Source organism: Funiculus sociatus GB2-C1 (genome assembly GCF_039962115.1).
Classification (GTDB): Bacteria; Cyanobacteriota; Cyanobacteriia; order Cyanobacteriales; family FACHB-T130; genus Funiculus; species Funiculus sociatus.
Genome location: NZ_JAMPKJ010000085.1, coordinates 1 through 22,500 on the forward strand (window position 1 = coordinate 1; position 22,500 = coordinate 22,500).

At 46.1% G+C, this 22,500-nt stretch carries 22 protein-coding genes; 11 read left to right on the forward strand and 11 right to left on the reverse strand.

The window, feature by feature from the left end; all coding sequences use genetic code 11:
• Positions 1-216: 216 nt before the first annotated feature.
• Both NDI42_RS25690 and psbH read right to left on the reverse strand, forming a co-directional pair.
• Positions 217-489 (reverse strand): TatA/E family twin arginine-targeting protein translocase, encoded by a 273-nt coding sequence (locus NDI42_RS25690; RefSeq protein WP_190451950.1) that lies wholly within the window; start codon positions 487-489, stop codon positions 217-219.
• 114 nt (positions 490-603) lie between these two features.
• A complete protein-coding gene (gene psbH, locus NDI42_RS25695) occupies positions 604-807 on the reverse strand; it encodes a photosystem II reaction center phosphoprotein PsbH (RefSeq protein WP_190420020.1) in 204 nt (67 codons plus the stop codon).
• Between the two features lie 83 nt (positions 808-890).
• Between psbH and psbN the strand changes: the two genes are divergently transcribed.
• Both psbN and NDI42_RS25705 read left to right on the forward strand, forming a co-directional pair.
• Complete coding sequence (gene psbN / locus NDI42_RS25700) at positions 891-1,022, forward strand: photosystem II reaction center protein PsbN (protein WP_190420022.1); 132 nt, start codon at positions 891-893, stop codon at positions 1,020-1,022.
• A gap of 174 nt (positions 1,023-1,196) precedes the next feature.
• Complete coding sequence (locus NDI42_RS25705; protein ID WP_190451952.1) at positions 1,197-2,081, forward strand: mechanosensitive ion channel family protein; 885 nt, start codon at positions 1,197-1,199, stop codon at positions 2,079-2,081.
• Positions 2,082-2,116: 35 nt separating this feature from the next.
• Here the strand turns inward: NDI42_RS25705 and NDI42_RS25710 are convergent, their stop codons facing one another.
• The 4 genes from NDI42_RS25710 to purE form a co-directional block, all read right to left on the reverse strand.
• Positions 2,117-3,322 (reverse strand): 4-hydroxy-3-methylbut-2-enyl diphosphate reductase, encoded by a 1,206-nt coding sequence (locus NDI42_RS25710; RefSeq protein WP_190451954.1) that lies wholly within the window; start codon positions 3,320-3,322, stop codon positions 2,117-2,119.
• A gap of 138 nt (positions 3,323-3,460) precedes the next feature.
• Positions 3,461-4,357, reverse strand: coding sequence for a GDSL-type esterase/lipase family protein (locus NDI42_RS25715; protein ID WP_190451956.1), 897 nt, complete (start codon positions 4,355-4,357; stop codon positions 3,461-3,463).
• 292 nt (positions 4,358-4,649) lie between these two features.
• Complete coding sequence (locus tag NDI42_RS25720; protein WP_277876798.1) at positions 4,650-6,167, reverse strand: ammonium transporter; 1,518 nt, start codon at positions 6,165-6,167, stop codon at positions 4,650-4,652.
• Positions 6,168-6,773: 606 nt separating this feature from the next.
• Positions 6,774-7,295 carry a 5-(carboxyamino)imidazole ribonucleotide mutase gene (gene purE, locus NDI42_RS25725; RefSeq protein ID WP_190451961.1) on the reverse strand — a complete coding sequence of 174 codons (522 nt, stop codon included), beginning with the start codon at positions 7,293-7,295 and terminating at the stop codon, positions 6,774-6,776.
• A 28-nt stretch (positions 7,296-7,323) separates the two neighbouring features.
• Here purE and nagA point away from each other — a divergent pair, with 28 nt between their 5' ends.
• From nagA to NDI42_RS25750, 5 genes are all read left to right on the forward strand, one after another.
• On the forward strand, positions 7,324-8,535 hold the full coding sequence (gene nagA / locus NDI42_RS25730; RefSeq protein WP_313930737.1) for an N-acetylglucosamine-6-phosphate deacetylase: 1,212 nt from the start codon (positions 7,324-7,326) through the stop codon (positions 8,533-8,535).
• A gap of 213 nt (positions 8,536-8,748) precedes the next feature.
• Positions 8,749-9,435 (forward strand): magnesium protoporphyrin IX methyltransferase, encoded by a 687-nt coding sequence (bchM, locus tag NDI42_RS25735; RefSeq protein ID WP_190451962.1) that lies wholly within the window; start codon positions 8,749-8,751, stop codon positions 9,433-9,435.
• Positions 9,436-9,474: 39 nt separating this feature from the next.
• Positions 9,475-9,894, forward strand: a complete 420-nt coding sequence (locus NDI42_RS25740) for a CREC-EF hand family protein (RefSeq protein ID WP_190451964.1) — start codon at positions 9,475-9,477, stop codon at positions 9,892-9,894.
• Positions 9,895-9,938: 44 nt separating this feature from the next.
• Positions 9,939-10,316 carry a DUF423 domain-containing protein gene (locus NDI42_RS25745; RefSeq protein ID WP_190451967.1) on the forward strand — a complete coding sequence of 126 codons (378 nt, stop codon included), beginning with the start codon at positions 9,939-9,941 and terminating at the stop codon, positions 10,314-10,316.
• 59 nt (positions 10,317-10,375) lie between these two features.
• On the forward strand, positions 10,376-11,023 hold the full coding sequence (locus NDI42_RS25750) for a transglutaminase-like domain-containing protein (protein WP_199311010.1): 648 nt from the start codon (positions 10,376-10,378) through the stop codon (positions 11,021-11,023).
• A gap of 86 nt (positions 11,024-11,109) precedes the next feature.
• Here the strand turns inward: NDI42_RS25750 and NDI42_RS25755 are convergent, their stop codons facing one another.
• From NDI42_RS25755 to NDI42_RS25765, 3 genes are read right to left on the reverse strand one after another with little or no spacing between them, the layout of a single operon-like run.
• The gene (locus NDI42_RS25755) at positions 11,110-11,880 is read right to left on the reverse strand and encodes a nucleotidyltransferase domain-containing protein (protein WP_190451968.1); all 771 of its coding nucleotides are present in this window, start codon (positions 11,878-11,880) and stop codon (positions 11,110-11,112) included.
• Between the two features lie 58 nt (positions 11,881-11,938).
• The gene (locus tag NDI42_RS25760) at positions 11,939-12,286 is read right to left on the reverse strand and encodes a DUF6717 family protein (RefSeq protein ID WP_190451970.1); all 348 of its coding nucleotides are present in this window, start codon (positions 12,284-12,286) and stop codon (positions 11,939-11,941) included.
• 58 nt (positions 12,287-12,344) lie between these two features.
• Entirely contained in the window at positions 12,345-13,250 is a 906-nt protein-coding gene (locus NDI42_RS25765) for a nucleotidyltransferase domain-containing protein (RefSeq protein ID WP_190451971.1), read from the reverse strand.
• 213 nt (positions 13,251-13,463) lie between these two features.
• On the opposite strand from NDI42_RS25765, the gene egtC reads away from it, so the two are divergent.
• From egtC to egtD, 3 genes are all read left to right on the forward strand, one after another.
• On the forward strand, positions 13,464-14,255 hold the full coding sequence (gene egtC / locus NDI42_RS25770; RefSeq protein ID WP_190451973.1) for an ergothioneine biosynthesis protein EgtC: 792 nt from the start codon (positions 13,464-13,466) through the stop codon (positions 14,253-14,255).
• A complete protein-coding gene (gene egtB, locus NDI42_RS25775) occupies positions 14,227-15,486 on the forward strand; it encodes an ergothioneine biosynthesis protein EgtB (protein ID WP_190451975.1) in 1,260 nt (419 codons plus the stop codon). Before egtC ends, egtB begins: the two co-directional genes overlap by 29 nt.
• A gap of 240 nt (positions 15,487-15,726) precedes the next feature.
• The gene (egtD, locus tag NDI42_RS25780; protein WP_190451977.1) at positions 15,727-16,776 is read left to right on the forward strand and encodes an L-histidine N(alpha)-methyltransferase; all 1,050 of its coding nucleotides are present in this window, start codon (positions 15,727-15,729) and stop codon (positions 16,774-16,776) included.
• A gap of 143 nt (positions 16,777-16,919) precedes the next feature.
• On the opposite strand, the gene NDI42_RS25785 is transcribed toward egtD, so the two are convergent.
• Together NDI42_RS25785 and NDI42_RS25790 are read right to left on the reverse strand one after the other, a co-directional pair.
• On the reverse strand, positions 16,920-18,674 hold the full coding sequence (locus tag NDI42_RS25785) for an alpha/beta hydrolase (protein WP_199311011.1): 1,755 nt from the start codon (positions 18,672-18,674) through the stop codon (positions 16,920-16,922).
• A gap of 227 nt (positions 18,675-18,901) precedes the next feature.
• Complete coding sequence (locus NDI42_RS25790) at positions 18,902-20,032, reverse strand: precorrin-8X methylmutase (protein WP_190451979.1); 1,131 nt, start codon at positions 20,030-20,032, stop codon at positions 18,902-18,904.
• A gap of 257 nt (positions 20,033-20,289) precedes the next feature.
• Between NDI42_RS25790 and NDI42_RS25795 the strand changes: the two genes are divergently transcribed.
• Positions 20,290-22,215 carry a heavy metal translocating P-type ATPase gene (locus tag NDI42_RS25795; RefSeq protein WP_190451981.1) on the forward strand — a complete coding sequence of 642 codons (1,926 nt, stop codon included), beginning with the start codon at positions 20,290-20,292 and terminating at the stop codon, positions 22,213-22,215.
• Positions 22,216-22,500: the final 285 nt, after the last annotated feature.

Consider the following 22,500-nt stretch of genomic DNA (forward strand, 5'->3'; position numbering starts at 1 on the left):
GGGGGATGCACGGGTTTTGAGCGATTTTACCGGTTTTTCTGGCATTTGACCAGCTAAGCAGCGCTCACCAACCTAATTAGCGCCGCTTTTTTCTCGTTATTCAGCACGCCCTAATTAATTGAATTTAGGCATACAGGAGCAAAGAAGCGATCGCTTCTGGCGCGATCGCCCCCTTTACCTACTTTCCAGCATCTGAATAGAAACTAGATAGAATATTTATCCTTGTTGAGACGAGCTTGTGGCATGATTCTCAGAATTCACATCTGCCACTTTCTCACTTTCAGACGAGGGAAGGGTTTTTACTACTTGTTCTAAATTTTCTGCTTCCCGCTTAAACTCGCCCTCAAACTCTCTGGATGCTTCCTGAAACCCTCGAATCGCCTTACCCAGGCTGCGACCAACTTCTGGCAACTTCTTGGGGCCGAATATCAAAAGAGCCACAACCATTATCAGCGCCATTTCCGGCAGGCCAATGCCAAATACATTCATAGGTTTTTTCCTGCTTTCCTGACAAAAAAAACCCGGCATAGCCGGGAAAACTCGCGTGTTCTTCACTCACGGCGTTAAGCAAAGCCCCAAGGCTCAGAGCCTTGTAGCAGTTTATCAACCGCCTAGGCTTTTCCAATCCACATCCACACCATCAATCAAGAGCGTGGAGTTGTAAATTTGCAAAATAATCAGCAAAAAGACGAAAAATAGCGCCATGAAAACACCCATCAATCCAGTCGTACCCCAACCGGGAGCGACTTTTCCATATTCGGAGTTCAGGGGTTTGAGTCTATCTCCTAACCAAGTGCGTTGTGCCATAGATTACTAGCGACCAATCTCGACTGAAATTTTTAACGTTTTGTAATATTGTATAAGATAAGCTCTCATAAATTATTCAACCTATGGAACCCGCAACAGTTCTTAGCATTAGTATCTGTGCTTTTGTCGTCGCCATTACTGGACTTTCAATTTATACCTCTTTTGGCCCTCCTGCCAAGGAATTGAGCGATCCGTTTGAAGATCACGAAGACTAAAACTCACATTAGCCGTTGATGGGCACTTACAGAAATCAAGCCCGCCTGCGCGGGCTAAGCATTTTTGATGATTTCCAGAAACGCCTTGACGCCAAAATAACTAAAGAAAAAACAGCTTTCCCTGTATCTTCTGATATTGTTCTCCAGAGTTGAGATGATCGATTTAACGCGCCTATGACTGCTCTGCTCAAAGAAATTCAACAGAGCCTGTTAAACATGATGGGTTATACCATTGAGGCGCTACCGGGAATTCTTCTGGCGATCGCGATCCTCTTTTTAACCCGTTACGGAGCCAATCTGGTGCGACAGATGGTCGCTAGGATTGGCAGGCGGGCGCTGAAAAACCCATCCCTGCGAGTGCTGCTAATGCAGACTTGTTTTGTCGGAACCTGGGTGGGGGGAGTTCTCTTTGCCTGTGTTGTTGCCTTTCCAGACTTGCGACTGGGTGACATCATTGGATTGCTGGGTCTGGGTTCTGTGGCGTTTGGCTTCGCCTTTCAAGATATTTTCAAAAATTTCCTGGCGGGAGTGCTGCTGCTGTTGCAGGAGCCTTTTCGGTTGGGCGATCAGGTGATTGTAGAGGGTTTCGAGGGTACTATTGAAGAAATTTCGATTCGCTCTACCCAAATTATGACTTATCAGGGAGAGCGAGTGGTACTGCCAAACGCGATCGTATTCACTTCTCCGGTGCAGGTGCTAACTGCTATGACTCACCGCCGGACTGACTTGGAGATAGGGGTAGATTACAATACGCCAATCCCCCACGCGATCGCTACCCTCCAGAAAGCTGTGTCTGAAGTCGAGGGAGTTTTGCCAAAACCAGCGCCAGAAGTGGATGGTGTCGGCTTTGGTGATAGCTCAATTAACCTGGTAGTGCGCTATTGGACATTACCGCAAAAGATAGAGGTGCGCCGCACCAGAACAAAAGTAATGATCGCGCTGAAAGCAGCTTGCGATCGCGCTGACATTAACATTCCTTACCCTATCCGCACTCTTTACCATTACGACCAGCAGCAGTTTAATGATGCTTTCCCCGTCTCCGATGGTAAGGAGAGATAGTTAAAATTTTGTAGGGTGGAAGCCCACCCTAGCTTTTAAACCAGCGCCACAGCCTTCGACTCAAAAATTTTCTCGATTACGTCCTCCACAACCTTATCGGGAGTTGAGGCTCCAGAAGTAATTCCCACTACAATTGAGCCAGCGGGTAGCCAATTCTCCTTTACTTCCAAATCGCCATGCAGCGGCTTATGCTCCACGCGATCGCCTGGGCCAATTCGTTCGGCGCTGTCGATATGATAAGACGGAATGCCCCTCTCAATGGCTATTTCTTGCAAATGTGTGGTATTGGAAGAATTGAAACCGCCAATTACCACCATTAAATCCAGCTTTTCATCTACTAGCTCAAACATCGCATCTTGGCGCTCTTGAGTAGCATCGCAGATAGTGTTAAAGCTTTGGAAATGCTCCGAAAGATTGGTTGGGCCATACTTTTGCATCATTGTCCGCTCAAATAGTTTACCGATTTGTTCGGTTTCGCTCTTGAGCATCGTCGTCTGGTTAGCAATGCCAATTTGCTCTAAGTCTTTGTCCGGGTCAAAGCCAGCCGAATAAGCGCGGTTGAATTTCACCATAAACTCATTGCGATCGCCCCCGTTGAGAATATAGTTAGCGACATACTCAGCTTGTGCCATATTTAGCACTACCAGGTACTTATCAGCAAAAGAACTGGTGGCGACTGTCTCTTCGTGGTTGTATTTGCCGTGGATGATGGAAGTGTAAGCTTTTTTCTTGTGTTTCTCGACAGTATTCCAGACTTTGGAAACCCAAGGGCAAGTTGTATCAACAATTGTGCAACCCTTATCGTTGAGCAGTTGCATTTCCTGAACGCTGGCACCAAAGGCTGGTAAAATCACCACATCACCAGTATCGACTACAGAAAAATCTTTTTTCCCTTCCTCCAAGGCGATAAACCCGACTTGCATTTCCTGCAAGCGCTTATTTACAGAAGGGTTGTGAATAATTTCGTTAGTAATCCAAATTCGCTCGCTGGGGAAGTGACGACGGGTTTCATAAGCCATTGCTACGGCGCGTTCCACACCCCAGCAAAAACCAAACGACTGTGCTAACCGGATGGTGACATTACCGCGTTTCAGGGTGTAGTTGTTTTCCCGAATTTGCTGAATTAAATTGCTTTGATATTCTGATTGGAGGACTCCGGCGACTTCCTCTTGATGACCAAAGCCCTTGCGATGGTAGTTCTCAGAACTGTTTAATGACCGTTTGAAGGCTTTTGTATCCATTTAGCCGTTTCCTGTGTGTTCTCTCTTGTCTCCTTGTAGATCATAAATTGCCTGGATGCCTAGGGAAAGGTAAATTACTCTCGCTTCCTCGTTCCCAGACTGAGGATGAGAACGAGACGAAGGAGAGGAAGGAGAATTTTAATTGATTTTGGCATTGGCGGGTTCTAGTTGCAGCCCCATGAACAGCACAAGCGCCGAACGCCAGACTAAATAGCCTTGGGAATTCAGGTGTAAGCCATCGGTAGTCAAATCGAGTTGCAAATCGCCTTGAGAATTGCTAAAGAGGGGATACAGGTTGAGATAATTGGCACCTTCCAAACGTGCGATCGCTTCTAGTTGTTGGTTAATCTTGCGGATGCGACTGTTGGGGACTTCAGACAAGCGATCGCGTGCGCGAAAGGTTGACCTAGCTCCACTGTGAGGCAAAATCGACTGAATCACAATCTCGGCTTGGGGATGAACTCGCCGCAGATAGCGGATAATCCGTCGCTGATTCGCCAAAATTGTCTGGTCTTTCCCTCCCCGAAGCAGATCGTTAATGCCAATCATTACAAAAATCGTACTCGGTTCAGTTTGGTCAAATACATATAATCGGTTGAGCAACCCAGCCGAAGTATCGCCAGAAATTCCCTGATTTAGCCAAGTGCGATCGCGCCTAGTCCCCGAAGGAGCATCGCTTGGCAATAGCTCAGGAGGAAACCATAAACTGAGGGAATCCCCAGCTAGGACGGTTAAATTTGGCGGTTTGTTTGCTGCTATTACCTCAGCTTCTCGCCCCAGCAAAGCCACCCACTGTTGATAAGACAACTGGTGGCGTTGTCCTAAGGTTGGTTGGGGAGCAAGGGTTTTACTCATCAGGCTGGTAGAGAGATCCGGGGGGGTTTGCATCTGCGATGTAGAATCGCTAGATTGAAATCTGGCTGGTAGCCACCGATCCCGATTCAGCAACAGGATCGTTGTTAGCATTAGCAGCCCATTAGTAGCCAGGGAGATGAAAGCCCAAGCCGGAATCAAGGTTTTGGAGCGAGTAGACACACTTCTCAAATTCAGCAGAGTTTGAATTTGATTTTAAAGGCTATCAGCAATAAATTTGTTTAGTTTCACTCACTGGTAAAACTCATCCCCTGGGAATTCCTCTGAATCAGGTTTGGTGATAGCTATCCCTTGCATTTAGTCTTCTGGTTTGGGTCGCAGACCGACTGTACCATCTAGGATTTTGAGAATGATGAAGATGCCAGGGCCATAATATACGCGATCACTTCAGAAAAAGAAAAAGGCAAAAGAATTTTTTCTTTTGCCTTTTACCTTATATTTTTACCCTTTGCCTTTACTTGACATACTCTCCCGGTGAATTTGGCATTCCACCGTGCTTACCAGTCTCAGCAAAACCACCTGCACCTGCTTCCTTGGCAAATCCGCTGTAGGCTTCCATACCGTGTTCGCCGATATCCAAGCCTTCAAACTCCTCTTCAGGGGTAACTCGGATACCAAGGGTTGCCTTAAGCACCATCCACAAGATTGTACTCAGTAGAACTGTCATGCCGCCTACTGAAACAACGCCAATCAGCTGAGTGATGAACTGTCCAGGGCCACCGCCCAACAGTAACCCTTTCGCTGGGCCAAGACCTTCGCCGTACCAGGAGTAGACACCAGGGCCGACACTGAATAGACCCACTGCCAAACTACCCCAAATACCACAGACAAGGTGAACTGAAGTAGCACCCACTGGGTCATCAATCTTCTGCTTGTCAAAGAAGGTGACAGCGAAAACTACCACAACTCCGGCAATCAAACCAATGATCAAAGCACTACCAATACTGATGAAAGCACAGGGGGCTGTAACTGCCACCAAGCCAGCCAAGATGCCATTGATAATCATTGAAAGATCCGGCTTACCCAGGTACAACCAAGCTGTAGCTGTAGCGGCGATTCCACCCGCAGCTGCTCCCATGTTGGTTGTCAAGGCAATGTGGGTAATGGCATTGGGATCGGCAGCCATTGTGGAGCCTGGGTTGAAACCAAACCAGCCCAACCAGAGAATTAAACAGCCCAAGGTGGCAATGCTCAGGTTGTGACCTGGGAAAGCAACACTCTGCCCGTCTTGATATTTTCCTAGGCGTGGCCCCAAGAATGCAGCTCCCATCAAAGCTGCCCAACCACCAACCGAGTGAATTACAGTTGATCCAGCAAAATCCCAGAAACCTCTCGTAGCCAGCCAGCCACCACCCCAAATCCAGTGTCCGGTGATTGGGTAGATAATACCTACGAGTATGAGGCTGAAGATTAAGAAGTCAACAAACTTAATCCGTTCCGCAACTGCTCCAGAAACAATTGTGGCGGCGGTTCCAGCAAATACTAGCTGGAACAAAAACTTAGCAGCTAAAGGGACGCCAGCCCATTTGAGAGAGCTAAAGACGCCTTGATAGGCATCGTTTGTGGCGGGACTGTTATCGGCTCCGCCTAAGAAAAATCCATTGAGTCCAATGAAGGGGTTACCATCTCCGAACATCAAGCCAAAACCAATCGCCCAAAAAGCAACGGTAGCCAAAGCAAACACGATCAAGTTCTTGGCAAGAACGTTGACGGCGTTTTTCTGGCGGCAAAAGCCAGTTTCTAACATACAAAAACCAGCGTTCATAAAGAACACTAGGAAGGCAGCGATCGCTACCCACAAAGTATCCAATGCTACCTTTAGCTCCGCTGTTGTCGGGCCAGCGGCTACCGGAGCATCTTGAGCAACTGCCGAGTAACCCCACAGCATCACAATGATTGTGGCTATAGGAATGCAAGCTTGCCAACTCGGAGTTAACCTCTTAACAGCAGTCTGTAGCTGCTTCCACATCATGGCGCTCCGAGGGGAGTATGGTAGGCCATTTGAAGAAAGTCGCTTACTTTTAGTCCTCGACTTCTTCTTTTTTATCTTTAGTCTAGAGATCATCAGTGCAGTTTCCTTGCCGCTTAAAACACATCCAACAGTTTCGCAATCGGGGTAAATTTAGCCCTCTGAAGCGGTAAATGACCTATTTGTAGAAACAACCCTACAGGGATTCAAGACGCTATTGGCGTTTGGAAAAATTGTATTTTTGCCTTTTAAGTCATTAGATTTTGTATTTTCTTCATTACAAATTCTGTATAATAGAATACAAATACTTATGTCAGACTTTAGAGAGTTGACCAAAAAAGGATTTTCCCAAAGTCCTAGCCACAGGCAGTTGTAGCCTGTAGCTAAAATATATCTTTAGGGGGATGAACAAATTTTAGAATAAAACATTACAGTATTTTTCACTCATTGAGTGTAAATTTTTATAGAGAACCAATTGGGTAAAAAGTTTTAATAATCTTCTGATTGCCGCACAAAAATGTTGTACGATTTTTTTTGAATCGTGCAACGCTTAAATTTATAAAACTTTCTATCGGCAAGGGTTTCACAATCCTGGCATCAGAATTCCTATTAAAGCATTTCCTCTAAATACTGCTTGTAGCCCAGTTCCTCTAACCGCCCTTGCTTTTCCATAACAGATTGGGCTAAATTTTGGCGATACTGCTGGACTCGTTCTAGTAATTCTGGCTGGTGGGAAGCTAATATTTGCACAGCCAATAAACCAGCATTTTTCGCATTGCCAATAGCGACAGTGGCGACGGGAATTCCCCCTGGCATTTGCACGATGGAATAGAGAGAATCGACACCCTGCAAATGACGGCTAGTTACTGGCACTCCAATCACAGGTAAGGGTGTTAAAGCAGCAACCATTCCCGGCAGATGGGCAGCACCACCAGCACCAGCGATAATAACTTTAATGCCGCGTTGGTGGGCGTGTTGGGCATATTCTACCATCCGTTCAGGGGTGCGGTGGGCGCTGACGATCGCTACCTCGCAGTTTACGCTGAATTCTTCACAGACTGCGATCGCGTCTTGCATAGTGGGCAAATCGGAATCGCTGCCCATGATAATACCAACTAGGGGTTGAGTCATGCGATTTTAGATTTGGGATAATCGAATTGTGAATATTATCAACGTTAGACTGCCTGGATATCAAGGATTACAGGAAATTTCCGTTACACAAGGCACAATTGAGAAAATCTCACCGATGCGCGTCTTTGAAAAAGGAATGCGATCGCCAGATAGACTCTTAGATGTAGGAGGCGAGTGGCTTTCTCTGGGAGGTGTGGATTTGCAGATTAACGGGGCGCTAGGCTTAGCCTTCCCAGAGGTTAGTTTAGAAAATAGCCATAAAATACCCGAAATTTCTCAATTATTGTGGGAACAGGGAGTAGATGGATTTTTGCCCACGATAGTCACGACATCAGTAGAGAATATACAGCGATCGCTATCCATTTTCGCTGATGCCTCCGCCCAGCAGAACGATAAAACCAGCGCCCAGATTTTGGGAGTTCATCTAGAAGGGCCATTTCTGAATTACCAAAAGCGCGGCGCACACCCAGCAGAGTATTTATTGCCCCTAACAATTAACAACGTGAAGCGAATCTTAGGGGATTACACCAGTATTGTCAAAGTAATCACCTTGGCACCAGAATTAGATGAAACTGGGGAAGCAATAGAGTATTTGCGATCGCTTGGCATTACCATCAGTCTCGGACACTCCCAAGCTACAGAAACACAAGCGCAACGTGCCTTTAACACGGGTGCAACAATGGTGACTCATGCCTTCAACGCCATGCCCAGTTTACATCACCGAGAACCCGGATTACTCGGAGCAGCAATCGTCCATCCTGACGTAATGTGTGGTTTAATTGCCGATGGTCAGCACGTCTCCCCGACAATGATCAAGATGCTGCTATGCGCCAGCAACTACGAAAAAGGCATATTTTTAGTTAGCGACGCATTATCACCATTGGGACTACCGGACGGCATTTACCCGTGGGATACTCGGCAAATAGAAGTAAAAAATGGTACAGCAAGACTACCAGATGGCACCCTTTCCGGGACAACATTACCGCTGTTGGTGGGAGTGCAGAATTTAGTCAAGTGGGGGTGTCAAATAGAGGATGCGATCGCTCTAGCAACCATAGCACCCCGTCGCGCCATAGGGTTGCTTAAAGAACCATCAAAACGCGATCGCCAAAAAAACAATCAACCCAGCCCCTACCTCAGCCAATCCGTCAATCGACTGCTGCGATGGCATTTAGATGAATCCGGTGAACTCACATGGAAACGATTACAACTCCGCCCCGTCAACGGGGAGAGGCTTTGATAGGGCTACCGACTCATCTCTTCCTCTGCGTTCTCTGTGCCTCTGTGGTTCATTTTACACTGCTGATTTGCAGCCTACAAAACTCTTCCTCTCTTCCTCTCTTGTCCTTCGTTGTCTAACGGCTGTCGCCTTCGCTTATGCGGTTCCATTTCCCACTGTCCTCGGAGAATGGTAACTTAGAGCGTTGGGAACAGTTAAACAAAAACCAATTTCATGAACGCAGCAGACGACAAAACGATAGTAAAAGACTACTTCAACTCCACCGGATTCGATCGGTGGCGGCGCATTTACGGCGACGGCGAAGTTAATAAAGTCCAACTAGACATCCGTGAAGGACATCAGCAGACAGTTGATACTGTCATCAGCTGGCTGACAGACGATGGCAATTTAGCAACTCTCTCCATTTGCGATGCGGGATGTGGCGTTGGTAGCCTCAGCATTCCCCTCGCCCAAGCTGGTGCTAAACTCTACGCCAGCGACATCTCCGAAAAAATGGTAGGAGAAGCTAAAGAAAGAGCCGAAGCACTTTTAGGCAACAATAGCAATCCTACCTTCACAGTGCAGGATTTGGAAACATTGAGCGGCAAATATCACACCGTGATTTGTCTGGATGTGTTAATTCACTATCCCCAAGACAAAGCCGCCGAGATGATTTCTCATCTGTGTTCTATCGCAGAATCTCGGATAATTCTCAGCTTTGCACCGAAAACTTTAGCCCTCAGTTTGCTTAAGAAAATCGGCAGTTTCTTCCCAGGCCCCAGCAAAGCAACTCGCGCTTACCTGCACCGCGAAGCTGATGTCGTGAAGATTCTGGAAAGTAACGGTTTTGTGATTCAGCGCAAAGCAATGACTAAGACTCGCTTTTATTTTTCCCGCCTACTGGAAGCTACTCGAAACTGAGGTTAAGATCGCGGCAGTCTTAAATATATCAACTGCCCTATGAAGCTGATTAAGAAACTATCTGCGGGTTTACTACTTACCTTTGGCGGTCTGGTTCTATTAGTCCCGTTAATCGTTTTTACGATGCCAAATCAGGATGCTAGCCCGGAGGATAAGCAGGAAGATAGAGAGGCTGCTTTAGGAGGTTTAGTTTTAGGGCTACCCGCAGTAGCTTTGGGAGGATGGCTGGTAAGGGGATTGCAAAAACAACACTCCAAAGAAACACGCGATCGCCTCCAGTCTATCTTTTATCAGCTCATCCAAGACGGCGACGGCACCATTACAACATTGCGCTTTGCAGCAGAGGCGCAGCTATCAGGGAAAGAAGCCAAGCAGTATTTGGATGAAAAAGCGAAAGAGTTCGATGCCGATTTTGATGTTAATTCAGAGGGAGCAATTTCCTATCGATTCAATCTTTAGGATTTAAAATTGAAGAGAACTACTCTTAGGACTCGCCTGAGAAAATGACGCGGATTTTTTTGAGTATAGCCGCCATCCTCGGCGCCACATCTGTCGCCTTTGGTGCTTTCGCTGCCCATGCTTTAAGAGAAAAACTAACTGAAAGGGCGACAGAAATTTTTGAAACTGGCGCTCGTTATCAGATGTATCACGCTTTGGCGCTGTTACTGGTAGCATTATTATTAAGTCGTGCCGAAGCAGCACAATCAAGCCTGGTGGCGGCTGGATATGCCTTCATCGTCGGCGTGGCGTTGTTCTCTGGTAGTTTGTATGCTTTGAGTCTTACAGGTGTCAAATGGCTGGGAGCAATTACTCCACTAGGAGGAGTAGCATTTATTGTAGGCTGGGGTTGCCTGTTTGTCGCCGCCCTCAGTTTTAAATAATTAACACAATCCACGACTTTGCCTGAGCCCCCATTTTCAAAGGGGTTGGGGGATCAAATATGGTGGACTTGCCAAATAAAATTATTATAAATCCAATGAAATTAATACCTGAAGTTAATAACCTCAAAGAATATCTAGCACCATCAGAAGTCATCGACTATAACATAGAAAGCATACAAAATATCGCCAAAAAGTTATCTGCCAATATTGATGAAAATGATGATATTCCTTTAGCTAAAACAATATATGAATATGTTCGAGATGAAATATCCCATTCATTCGATATAAACAGCGATACCGTCACCTGCAATGCTTCCGATGTCTTGAAATACAAACAAGGTATTTGCTATGCAAAATCACATCTACTAGCTGCTATCTTACGATATTTAGGAATCCCCACGGGACTTTGCTATCAAAAGCTTATTGTAGATGACACTGATAAACCGTGGTTCAGCTTACATGGTTTGAACGCAATTTATTTGAAAAGTTTAAATAAATGGATTAGAGTAGATGCCCGTGGTAATAAAGAAGGAGTAACAGCAGAATTTAGTATTGATACAGAAATGCTTGCATATCCTGTGAGGGAAGAACTAGGCGAAAGAGATTACCCAACTATTTATGCCAAAGCAAATACAAATGTTATTAAATCTCTAAAGAGTAGTAATAACCGCGAAGATTTAATTAAAAATTTGCCTCTTGAATTATAATTATACCTATTAATTTTAGGTTGGTTTGAGCGGTAGCGAAACCCAACGCCCACAAGTATTTTTTAGGTAAGGTTCCTCAACTAAACCTACCCTAACTTGTTTGTAAAAGAGGCTAATCGTACCCTTACCAGCAAGTCATTTAGCGCAGGCTTGGCAGAAGGTGATTCCGGTAGGGTACTGCTTTGACTCGCCTTGTCTAATTCACCTAACAATCTTTCATATTCGCTCAGATGAAATGCCATATCAGCATCTTCCAAAACAGATTTTTCTGCTCCTGCTAACTTCCGCTCAATCAAGTCAGGAATGTAAGGCAATTTGAATAATTCATTCAACTGCACTAAATTGGCTTCGATTATACCCGTTTGCATCAGATGAATGCCAGTTAATAACACTCGATAAACATAAAGCAGGGGTTTAACTCGCCGCCGTTCTTCTTTGGCAAAAAGTTTCCATTGTGTCTGAGCAAAGCCTAAATAATGATGGCTATGATGGCGACTGATGCAGCCTTTGGCAATGTCTTTCAATTCCTCGTGTTCTGGCGTAGTGTACAGGATTAAAGGCGAATATAGCTGTTCTAAAACATAGCCATTTTTTTTGAGTAATAGCGAAAAGAACTTTTTCACATCGTGAGTTACCAGGTCAATTTCTAGATTGTCGCGTAATTCTGAGACTTCAATAGTTTCCCGTCCAGTATCTAAGCCAACAACCTCTGATACTGGCAGAATGTGCGAACCGCGTAAGTCGTAATCAGAATCAGGCGACGGGAAACCATAGAGATGTGCGCCGCTGATTGTGGCAAATAAAAGCGGGTAGGGTTGGTCAGAAATTACCGGGAGTAGTTGCTGGATTGTCGCCATAATTTATTTGAAGGGTAAGCATAGCCTCCCACCTTACGTCTGGTAACGAGAAAACTACTCAGGAACCAAGTTTCTCTGCTTTGCAATAAAGTTTCATCGGCGCTTCGCTGAAGTATTTAAACAAAGCCGGACATAGCCATCCTTCCATGTTATTCGACTCCCAGCGATACCAGTTGCCATTATATTCTTGTCTCAAAAAAGTTAATTCTGCTTGATATCCGGGGAAAGGGTTTCCAGAAAACAAAAGTTTGAAACCTTTCTCAGCATTGGGAATGTCTTTAACGAGCATATCAATCATTTCCGGAATGCCACTGACAAATGGCTCCCGTACAAGTCCAACTCGCTCATCATCAAATACCCAAGTGTACTCACGATAGGGGAAAATCACCATCATTGCATTAGACATTAAATTAATCTCCTTTCAAATTCCTCTCGAAATTCTTTGTCTTTTTAGGGTTTAAAATCTAAACCATGCTTCTACGCGCCTTGATTAAAAAAGCATTAGCTTTTTCATAATCTGGACGTTCTGGCAGAGATGTCACGGCAAAAGCATCATCAAACTGCTTGTGCAAGCTTAAACGCCAAGCGTTGACTTCTTCCCAAGGAACTTCACCATAGCGAATAGACATCAACTGTTGCCGATGTTCTTCGACGTGCACCGGGACAAAACCTTCTTTCAGCACCTCGATACCGGATAACAAGAGGCGAATTAGGTGCATGGCGTGTTTCCATTTGATGTCGCCTTTGGTGCGGATGTCTTGTTCAAGTTTTTTGAACTGAGACATCACATATCCGTTATATGTCTGATAAACTAACTGAGAGAGAAAAATAGACCGAATTGCCAGTAATTCCTCAACCAGGGGCATCGCCTTTTCTACCAGTGGGGTGTATAGGCACTCTAAGACGTTCGGGTTTGCTTTGAGTGCGAGTGTCAGAAATTTCTGGAGTTCCCAGTAGCATTCCTCGGTGTCTTTGTTGTCCAACTGCTCCGGGAGACCGTAGAGCGACCAGTGCATATCGGCTGGTGGTAAGTATATGCCACGTCGGTCAATGTCGGAGTTGGCATCATCTAGACCGTAAGCTTTAGAACCGACGATACAGCGGTAAATTACATAATCGTAAAGGTCGAAATCAGATAAGTAGGCTGCTGGTTGCAAACCTTCTTTTTGCCAGTCTTTACGGATGGTCAGTTCACTTCGGCGCAGGGATGCAACGCTTCCATCGGGAAACTCGACGCGATAGGCGTGGGAGTTGTCTTGAGGGGATTTAATGATAACGCCGACACTGCCGCGAGTATGCACCGCCTCATCTTGAATATCGACGCGAGTTACTACCTGTGTTCCGACTGGCAAAATTAAGTTGGGATTCATGGGATTGGGGATTGGGGATTGGGGATTGGGGATTGGGAATTGGGAATTGGGGAATTGGAATGGGGAAGAGGAAAAAGTCCCTAGTCCCTAGTCCCTAGTCCCTAGTCCCTAGTCCCCTTCCCCTCCTATTGCCTTTTTTTGCTGCCGTAGCCTAAGAGGACGTGCCTACAATGATTAAGGATTGTAAAAAAGCTGGGAGCGATCGCTTTCTCTATGTGCCGTATACTAGGCTACCTTGGCGCACCGATTATCTTGGACTACCTTTTGTCCAAACCAGAACACTCGCTGATTGTTCAAAGCTACCAACCTCGCGAGATGACCTCTGGCGTTGTCAGTGCTGATGGCTATGGGATTGGCTGGTTTCACCCACAACGCGAGACAGAACCTTTTGTTTACAAAAATTTGCTGCCCATTTGGGATGATATCAATCTCACCAACCTCGGTAGATATATTGAGTCAGGTTGTGTAATGGGTAACGTTCGCAGTGCTACTACTGGTCAGTCAGTGGATTTGAGTAACTGCCAACCGTTTCGAGGGGAGAATCTTTTATTTACTCATAACGGTTTCATCAAAGACTTTCGCAAGACGCTATACAGACCGATTAGGGATCAATTGAGCGATCGCATCTACCAATCTATCGATGGTACAACCGATTCTGAACATATGTTCGCTCTACTGCTCAATCACTTGGCATCTACCCCTGGTATGACTTTGGAACAAGCAGTTTACAAAACCTTGACCACCATCACTGAATTAGCCAAAGCTCATCAAACATCAGTTTCTGCCAACATTATTGTCAGTGACGGACATCGCATGGTCGCCACTCGCTATGCTACTACTTCCCCCGCTCCCTCCCTCTACTGGCTGCGCGACGATCCTATCTTCCCAAAAGCAGTAGTTATTGCCTCTGAACCGTTGTTTACTAGCAACTGGATTCGTTTCCCAGAAAATTCCATTTTGAGCGTGGGAGAAGACCTTGAAGTTCAAATCGATCAATTCTTGTAGAGAGGCAATTTATCAGGGATTACAGCGCTGTCGTACCGGAACTTTAGCGCTGTTTGAAGGTATAAACCACGACACCTTTTGTCGTCAAGTTCATCCCGATTTCAGCCCCATCGGTTGGCATCTCGGCCACATTGGCTACACTGAGTCTCTTTGGCTACTTAATCGTTGTGCTAGGAAACCGCCTGCGTTCACCGAATATCAACGCTTATTTGCTGCTGATGGCTTACCCAAAGTAGAACGGGTTTATTTACCAACACTTTCCGAAATTTGCAGCTACCTGGACACCATAAGAGAACAGGTATTAGATTACCTGAAAGTAGCGCCATTAGACGAGCAAGAACGCCTCTGGCGCTGGTTAATTCAGCATGAAAGCCAGCATAGCGAAACGGTGAGCTTTGTGCTGCAATTGCAACGCTGGCAAATGCCCCAAGTGGGATCTCTTGTGGCATCTGGCTTGCCTAATCAGGGGCGAGCATCCTACCCACCCCCCAAGCAATCTGAAATGATTGAAATCCCGGCGGGTGAGTTTGCGATGGGTAACGAATCTATCGATGCCCTGGATAATGAAAGACCAGTTCACAAAGTATATTTAGACACCTACTGGATTGACCGCTACCCCGTCACCTGCGGGCAATATCGCGAGTTCATCGAAGCGGGAGGCTATCGGGAAACCTGTTGGTGGAGTAATACTGGCTGGAAATGGCTGTCTGAGAATCCTGTCAATCAGCCGCTATATTGGGCAGAAGACTCAGCTTGGGATAATCACCCTGTTTGCGGTGTCAGCTGGTACGAAGCTGAAGCTTATGCCAGATTTGTTGGTAAGCGTTTGCCAACAGAGGCAGAGTGGGAAAAAGCAGCTAGTTGGGATGAAACAGCCCTTTGTCGTCGCACTTATTCTTGGGGGGAAGAACTAGATGCCCACCGATGCAATCACGATAATGCTGTGGGGCAAACGACACCAGTAGACGCTTATCCATCTGGGCAAAGTGCTTATGGTTTGCAAGATGCTTTGGGTAATGTTTGGGAGTGGACATCCACTTGGTTCAATGGCTACGACGGGTTTGTAAGTTACCCTTACGCTGGTTATTCCCAGGCTTATTTTGATGGACATCGGGTGTTGAGAGGTGGCAGCTGGGCGACTCGTCCTTGGGCTTTGCGTTGTAGCTTCCGCAACTGGTATCATCCCGACGTGCGTCAGATTTTGTCTGGGTTTCGCTGTGCTAAGAGTTAATTCATCCTCATTCCTAACCCTTCTCTCCTAGGGGGAGGAGGAGGTTGGGGGTGAGGGCGGATACTAACGTGGGTTAAGGGTTAAGCTGTTCGTCAAAGATAAGAATCGACACTAAACAAGCATCAATTTGAAACATCTAACTAAGGCGGGTTTTTATTGGAGCTAGCTTTGTGTTTCACTAGCTGACGGTTGTAGTGAATTGTTTTAAAGAGCGATCGCTCCCACACAAACGGAGGTTTAATGTCAATTTCTAAAACTGCAAGCAGTAAAATTTCTTCCCAGTACACTATTGAAAAACGCTTGCAGATAGAGCATCTACTTAGCCCCACGCCATCAGAGCTAAATAAACTCGATCCGGGTGGCGATGTTGTTCAGGGCTTGACTCAAACTCCCAAAACTCTGCCGCCACGCTATTTCTACGATGACAAAGGTTCACAACTGTTTGAGCAAATCTGCGAGTTGCCGGAATATTATCTAACACGCACAGAAACGGCGATTTTGCAAGAGTATGCCGGGGAAATTGCCCAGATGACGGGTGAGTGTGAACTGGTGGAACTGGGAAGCGGTAGTTCTACGAAAACCCGCATTCTGCTAAATGCTTACCAGGAGATGGGTGAGAGGCTGCGTTATGTGCCGATTGATGTCAGTGCGGGGATTTTGGAAAGCAGTGCTAGAGAGCTTTTGGTAGACTATCCATCTCTTCAGGTTCATGCTAAGTGCAGCACTTATGAACTGGCATTGGCACGACTGTCCCCAACTGGGCTGTCTAGCCGGATGATATGTTTTATTGGCTCTACATTGGGAAATTTGACTCCCGAAGAATGCGATCGCTTCTTTTCCCAAATTACAAATGCCCTCCAGTCGGGCGAGTATTTGTTACTAGGAATAGACTTAGCCAAGCCTAAACATTTGTTGGATGCAGCCTATAACGATAGCTGTGGCGTAACGGCGGCGTTTAATTTGAATATGCTGGAGCATTTGAATCGGCGCTTTGATGGCAATTTTGACATCTCAGAGTTTGAACACTGGGCGTTTTATAACGAAACTCAGCAGCAAATTGAGATGCACTTGAGGAGTAAGCGATCGCAAACTATCCAGCTTCGCGCTCTCGACTTAACGATTGAGTTCAGCAGGGGCGAGACAATTCTTACCGAAATTTCCCGCAAATTCGATCTCAAAACTATGCAGCAGTATTTACAAACACAAGGTTTAAAACCGCTGCAAGTTTGGACAGATCAACAGCAGTGGTTTGGCTTATTGCTTTGCCAGATGCAACCTTCCGTTTCGTAGGGTGTTAACCTCTCCCCAACCCCTCTCCTTTCAGGAAAGAGGCTTTCAGTTCTTCCCCCTGCCCTTGTAGGGAAGGGGTTAGGGGGTTAGGTTTGCCTTAAAAACTTAACCATATTAAGCCTTTGTTAGGTTTCTAGCTACAACTAGCGGAAGCCAGCGATCGCTTGTTCCAACTGAGCTGCTGTCAGAGACTTGATCAGAGTCAGGTTAAATGGATTTTGGCTGATAGCATTGACATAAGGCTGACTCAGGTAGGGACGGTATTCTGGCTGATTACTCAGGTGAGTTTTAAAAAAAGCCGTTGAGAGCGCCCTGAGTTGGGGACGAGCTAAGCCAGGATCTGAACCAATCAATTCTGGTGGGACAGGCAACACCCCTTTTTTTCCGCCAAGATAAGAGAAGTGAGTGGCGTTTTGGGCCATAACCAAGTATTTCTGGGGCGTTGTTAGCCAGGTAAAAGGGAAAATCTGCTCCGGTACTGGTGGCGTAAATAAATCCTCAACACCTGCAACCAGCATGACGGGAACTTGAATTTTACTTAATCCCTCCTGTCCAAAGATAGTGCTACTCAGGGGATTTACTGCCAGCACCGCTTTCACCCGTTCATCTTGCAAATTATAGTTTTGGGGCGGTAAATCGGTGCTTCGACACTGTAGCAGCAGTGACAAATTAAAAGATGTATTGTTCAGTTCAGATTGATTGCACACCTGACGCAGCTTTTCAAAGTTGAGCGCAGCACCCCCAAGAGCTAGAACCGTATAACCGCCAAGCGATTGACCAATTACTCCTACCTGTTGCACATTCAGCTTTCCTTTCCAAGCTGGGTCAGACTCAGATTTTTGCTGGAGTTCATCAAGTAAATATTTGACATCCAAAGGGCGATTGATAAATGTGGTGGGTTGCGGGGGTGTATCGAAACCAGTCAAGAATCGCTGAAACTTTTCGGCACTGGTATCAGGATGCTCCACCAGTGCCACTGCAAAGCCCCAAGATGCTAAATGTTCAGCTAGATAAGCAAAGGTATTGCGGTCTGAGGCAACACCGTGAGAGATGACAATTACAGGGGCAGTTTTCTGGAGTCCTTGAGGCAAGTAAATATCGGCAGGAACGGGAAGTTCCCGATTTGGGTTGTTAAAGGTGATGGTTTCTTTTCGCCACCTAAATTGTCCTGAAACCCGTAAATCTGGCTCTGGTAAAGATGTTAAAGTCGTTGTTGCTACTTCATCTGCCGCCTGCTGTTGAATGCTGTTGACGATTAAATCCCGCCTTCCGAATAAATAAGACACCTGTCTAATTGCTTGGAGACTTAGTTGCAGGTCTAGGCGGATGGTACGCAGCGGGAACTGATGCAGTATATTTACGAGGGTTAAGCCTTCTGGGTCAGCAGCAGCCTGAATAAAGGCGGATCGTAGGGCATAAAAACCATTTTGGTTGAAATCAGCTTTCAAGACTTGCCCCAAACGCCTCAATATTTGTTCTCCAATCGGCGTGTAAGTAAATTGAGAGATAGTAATAGGGCCTACATCAAGGCGTCTTTGCAGTAACTCCCGCAATACAGCGAGTTGTTGTGGTTTGACACGATTGGCATAAAAGGCAAATTCTGGGGTGATTTTGCCTTCTTTGGCAAAAATTTCCAGGTCTTTAATGGAAATATAGAACTCGCCAAAGGGAGGGTAAAAGAAGGCAATTCTTTCGGCACCAAAAGCAGGAATTGCACTCAAAGCTGTGGAGAGTATTCCCAAGCATAGGGAAAAGAAAAAACGCGAACCCCCCACAGGGGCCGTCTCTTTGGGCGATCGCATCTTTTGAAGCCAACTTCTGTTTTTCTTATGACCAGCAGGGGACTTCTGTTGCTTAAATGGAGAGGTTGCACGATCCTGACGAGGGGAAGATGCCATCTGGGTATCCAATAAAGTTGATTAGGGGATGCTAGATATCTCCATTGTCTTTACTCCTAGTGCTTCACCCCTATCCCCAACTTTAGTGGAGTTTTAAGAGTCCCAAGTTCAGTTAACGCTAAAAATCTAAACCCTGCGTAGGAACGAAACCCAACAAATGCTTCTTTTGTGTTGGGTTTCCCATCCTCAGTCGCAACTTACAACTTAAGAGTCTCCAGTCTCGTTCATCAGCCCAGATAACAGTGGCAGTTTGGCTTCTCGATCAGGGACTCGGCTAAGGCATTCAGGGCGATCGCTGCTAGTAGTCCCCCACCTAAAGTACCAACGCTGGTTATGAAAGGAACGCCGGAACGCATTAAGCGGCGTTTGGCAGATGGGGCGTGACTAAAGCCAATTGGCATCCCGATAATTAAGGCAGGTTGCAGCTTACCGTTTTCAATTGCTTCGCAAGCTGCCATCAATACTGATGGGGCATAACCTACTACTAGAACACAGTTAGGATTTAGCTGCTGCAATCGTTCCCGCCATTGGAGATGTTGCCAAAATTCGTGTTCTGCTTCGGTGACACTGGTAATGTGGGGGTCATCAATTAGGGTGACAACCTCACAGCCCAGATGCGCTAATCTGGTTTGGTCGAGGCTGGCAAAAACTGGTTTTACATCAGCGACGATTTGGCAACCAGCTTTTAGGGCATCACGAGCAGCTGCGATCGCGCTTCCGCGGGCGCTTCGCTCCGCATTCTCACTCAATCGCACAATATCCACTAAACTGACATCGCCACAGGCTAACACCAGTTTCTTAAGTAAATCTACTTCAATTTCCGAGCGATCGCTCAAATCCGGTAACAGGTGTTCTAACGATTCTTGAAATTCTTCTGGATGGGTGTGTGTCGCAGCATCCAAACCGTCCCAAAGTTTTTCTAGTTGCGCGAATCCGGTGATCGTTTCTACTTCCAGTTGTCGCAGTTGGTCGATTGCTTCTAATTGGATATTAAGACATTCGCGATCGCGTCCTAACAATCCTTCCAACGCCGATGCTGTTTGCCGCAACCTTCCCAGATATTGCATCACAGACCGATACTGCTGTTGCAGTTGAGTCATCAGCGAGTCATTTGTCGTCGTCATGCTGTCGGTTGCCAACAACTTTTGGATGTGGGACAGCTGAAATCCTTGTTGCTTCAACGCCACGATCCGCCGCAAGTGTTGTACATCGTGATCGGTGTAGAGTCGGTAATTCCCATGCGATCGCTTAGCAGGTGGCAACAACCCCAAAGTGTGATAATGCCTCACCATCCTGGGAGTAAGACCACCTCCTACCGCCTTGATGAGATTTTTAATCGTCAGGGGGTTACTTGTCATGCCTTTAGTCTAAGTAGGGTGGGCAATACCAAGGATAAGAGCAAAAAGGGAAAATAAAAGCATTATTTTGTTCTTTTTGTTTATTTTGTCTCAATATCCGGGTAATGCCGTCGCCTGCTGTATTTATTATCGCCATGCTAGTCCCTTTCTTTGGGGCGCTTTTTTCTTTTACCTTCTCAATGCCCACCCGTATAAGTTGACATTTACATTAGTGTCAACGTTTACCGTTGTCTAGAAAGGCGATTTCTAGCACCCCAATGACTTCTTCCCTTACCACTCCAAACTTCAACCAACTCCTCAAAGAACATCCAGATGCTATAGCGGCTACTTTGTGCGGTCTACTCGTCTTCCTGGGTTGGCTTTGCCTGCAATTTAGCTGGGTTGGACTTAGTTTATTTCTACTGCCAGCAGCCTATGTAATTGGCGGCTACGAAAGCGCGAAGGAGGGACTAACGACTCTTTTTGAAGAAAAAGAACTCGATGTCGATTTACTAATGATTGTGGCGGCGCTAGGGGCGGCGGGGCTGGGATTTTGGCGACAGGAGTATCACCTGCTTGTTGATGGTGCGGTGCTGATTTTGATTTTTGCCATCAGCGGCGCACTGGAAGGCTACGCTATGCAGAGAACTAATCGGGCAATCCGCAGTTTGATGAGTTTGACACCGGATACTGCCAGAGTGATGTTAAACGGTCAGGAACATGAGGTTTCCATAGATAAATTAAAAGTGGGCGATCGCGTCTTAGTCAAACCCGGAGAATTGATTCCCACTGATAGCATCATCATCGAAGGTGAAAGTAACCTCAACGAAGCATCAATCACAGGCGAGTCATTACCAGTAGAGAAAGCTATTGGCGATGAAGTCTTCGCCGGGACAATTAACGGGACTGGCGCTATTACCCTGAAAGTGCATCAACCCCCAGAAAGTAGTTTAATTCAACGAGTGATTCGTTTAGTACAGCAAGCCCAAACTGAAGCACCTCCGTCGCAGCTATTCATTGAACGCTTTGAGCGTGGATATGCGAAAGTAATTGTGTTGGTGGGGATAGTTTTAGCAATTTTGCCGCGAGTATTATTGAATTGGGATTGGGAAACTACAATTTATCGGGCGTTGATTTTTCTGGTGGTAGCTTCTCCCTGTGCATTGATGGCGGCGATTATGCCGACATTGCTATCAGGAGTGGCAAACGGGGCGCGACAAGGTATTTTATTTAAAAGTGGCACCCAGTTGGAGATAATGGGAAAAGTCAGAGCGATCGCTTTTGACAAAACTGGCACTCTCACCACAGGTAAACCGCAAGTTGTCGAAATTATCCCAGCTTCCGGACAATCAGAAAGTAGCGTATTGCAAATAGCAGGTGCGATAGAAGCATTTTCAGAACATCCTATCGGAAATGCGATCGCCCAAACCGCCCAAGATCATCATCTGAGTGTTCCAACTGCTACTAACGTGCGATCGCAAACAGGTTTTGGGATTATCGGTGAAGTGGACACAAAGCAGGTAAAACTAGGTAAAGCTGCTTTTGTGAAATCGGAAAATTCTGACTTTGCCGAAGATTTGATTAAAGAATGCGATCGCTTAGAATCGGAAGGCAAAACCGTTGTTTGGGTAGCGGCTGACAATCAAATTCTGGGAATCATTGCTATTGCTGATACCCTACGTCCCGCTGCTGCTGCAACAGTAAAACGCTTAAAACAGCTAGGCATAGAACAGATTATCATGCTGACTGGTGATAACGAACGCACCGCCAAAAGCGTTGCCCAACAGTTAGGAATAGACCAAGTTTATGCCGAACTTCTTCCCGAAGATAAAGTATCCGTAATTCACCGCCTGCAACAGCAATATCAAACCGTGGCGATGGTGGGAGATGGCATTAACGATGCACCCGCACTTGCTACAGCATCAGTGGGAATTGCAATGGGAGCAGCTGGCAGCGATGTAGCTTTAGAAACAGCTGATATTGTTTTAATGGCAGACCGTTTAGAAAAATTGTCTCAAGCAATTAATTTAGGACGGCGTACGGATAAAATTGTCAAACAAAACATCGTTTTTGCACTTAGTGCCATTGTATTGCTGTTAATCGCCAACTTTACGGCTAATATCACTCTACCTCTAGGCGTGATTGGTCATGAAGGATCTACTGTACTCGTGACGCTAAGTGGTCTAAGATTGCTAAGAAATTAGCCTATCGTGCGATACATCTTTATCTTTAGGGACATGGCAATGCCATGTCCCTACCAACGTAGCCCCAACGTCAAAACCGCGATAGATTCTACCCAACTGAGAAACGCTATAGCAGTTCAAAACAAGTTCTAAAATCTTTCTTCCTATGTATCGCAGATGAGACATCTGCGACCTGAGGGGGTGACACGCGCCCCGGAATCCAAGCTGTATACAGGTTTAACCCAATTATGGTAAGAAAAATAGGCCCGTTATTGTCAACAAGACCTATCTAACAAAAATGCTACC

What these genes read in the sequence shown, in the direction of transcription:
- purE (WP_190451961.1), bottom strand. Translation starts at nt 7,295, where the DNA reads ATGACTCAACCCCTAGTTGGTATTATCATGGGCAGCGATTCCGATTTG.
- NDI42_RS25765 (WP_190451971.1), bottom strand. Translation starts at nt 13,250, where the DNA reads ATGAATCCCAACTTAATTTTGCCAGTCGGAACACAGGTAGTAACTCGC.
- NDI42_RS25720 (WP_277876798.1), bottom strand. Translation starts at nt 6,167, where the DNA reads ATGATGTGGAAGCAGCTACAGACTGCTGTTAAGAGGTTAACTCCGAGT.
- NDI42_RS25740 (WP_190451964.1), top strand. Translation starts at nt 9,475, where the DNA reads ATGAAGCTGATTAAGAAACTATCTGCGGGTTTACTACTTACCTTTGGC.
- NDI42_RS25785 (WP_199311011.1), bottom strand. Translation starts at nt 18,674, where the DNA reads ATGGCATCTTCCCCTCGTCAGGATCGTGCAACCTCTCCATTTAAGCAA.
- egtD (WP_190451977.1), top strand. Translation starts at nt 15,727, where the DNA reads ATGTCAATTTCTAAAACTGCAAGCAGTAAAATTTCTTCCCAGTACACT.
- egtC (WP_190451973.1), top strand. Translation starts at nt 13,464, where the DNA reads ATGTGCCGTATACTAGGCTACCTTGGCGCACCGATTATCTTGGACTAC.
- NDI42_RS25795 (WP_190451981.1), top strand. Translation starts at nt 20,290, where the DNA reads ATGACTTCTTCCCTTACCACTCCAAACTTCAACCAACTCCTCAAAGAA.
- NDI42_RS25705 (WP_190451952.1), top strand. Translation starts at nt 1,197, where the DNA reads ATGACTGCTCTGCTCAAAGAAATTCAACAGAGCCTGTTAAACATGATG.
- NDI42_RS25745 (WP_190451967.1), top strand. Translation starts at nt 9,939, where the DNA reads ATGACGCGGATTTTTTTGAGTATAGCCGCCATCCTCGGCGCCACATCT.
- bchM (WP_190451962.1), top strand. Translation starts at nt 8,749, where the DNA reads ATGAACGCAGCAGACGACAAAACGATAGTAAAAGACTACTTCAACTCC.
- psbH (WP_190420020.1), bottom strand. Translation starts at nt 807, where the DNA reads ATGGCACAACGCACTTGGTTAGGAGATAGACTCAAACCCCTGAACTCC.
- NDI42_RS25790 (WP_190451979.1), bottom strand. Translation starts at nt 20,032, where the DNA reads ATGACAAGTAACCCCCTGACGATTAAAAATCTCATCAAGGCGGTAGGA.
- NDI42_RS25755 (WP_190451968.1), bottom strand. Translation starts at nt 11,880, where the DNA reads ATGGCGACAATCCAGCAACTACTCCCGGTAATTTCTGACCAACCCTAC.
- NDI42_RS25750 (WP_199311010.1), top strand. Translation starts at nt 10,376, where the DNA reads ATGGTGGACTTGCCAAATAAAATTATTATAAATCCAATGAAATTAATA.
- NDI42_RS25690 (WP_190451950.1), bottom strand. Translation starts at nt 489, where the DNA reads ATGAATGTATTTGGCATTGGCCTGCCGGAAATGGCGCTGATAATGGTT.
- NDI42_RS25710 (WP_190451954.1), bottom strand. Translation starts at nt 3,322, where the DNA reads ATGGATACAAAAGCCTTCAAACGGTCATTAAACAGTTCTGAGAACTAC.
- NDI42_RS25760 (WP_190451970.1), bottom strand. Translation starts at nt 12,286, where the DNA reads ATGTCTAATGCAATGATGGTGATTTTCCCCTATCGTGAGTACACTTGG.
- psbN (WP_190420022.1), top strand. Translation starts at nt 891, where the DNA reads ATGGAACCCGCAACAGTTCTTAGCATTAGTATCTGTGCTTTTGTCGTC.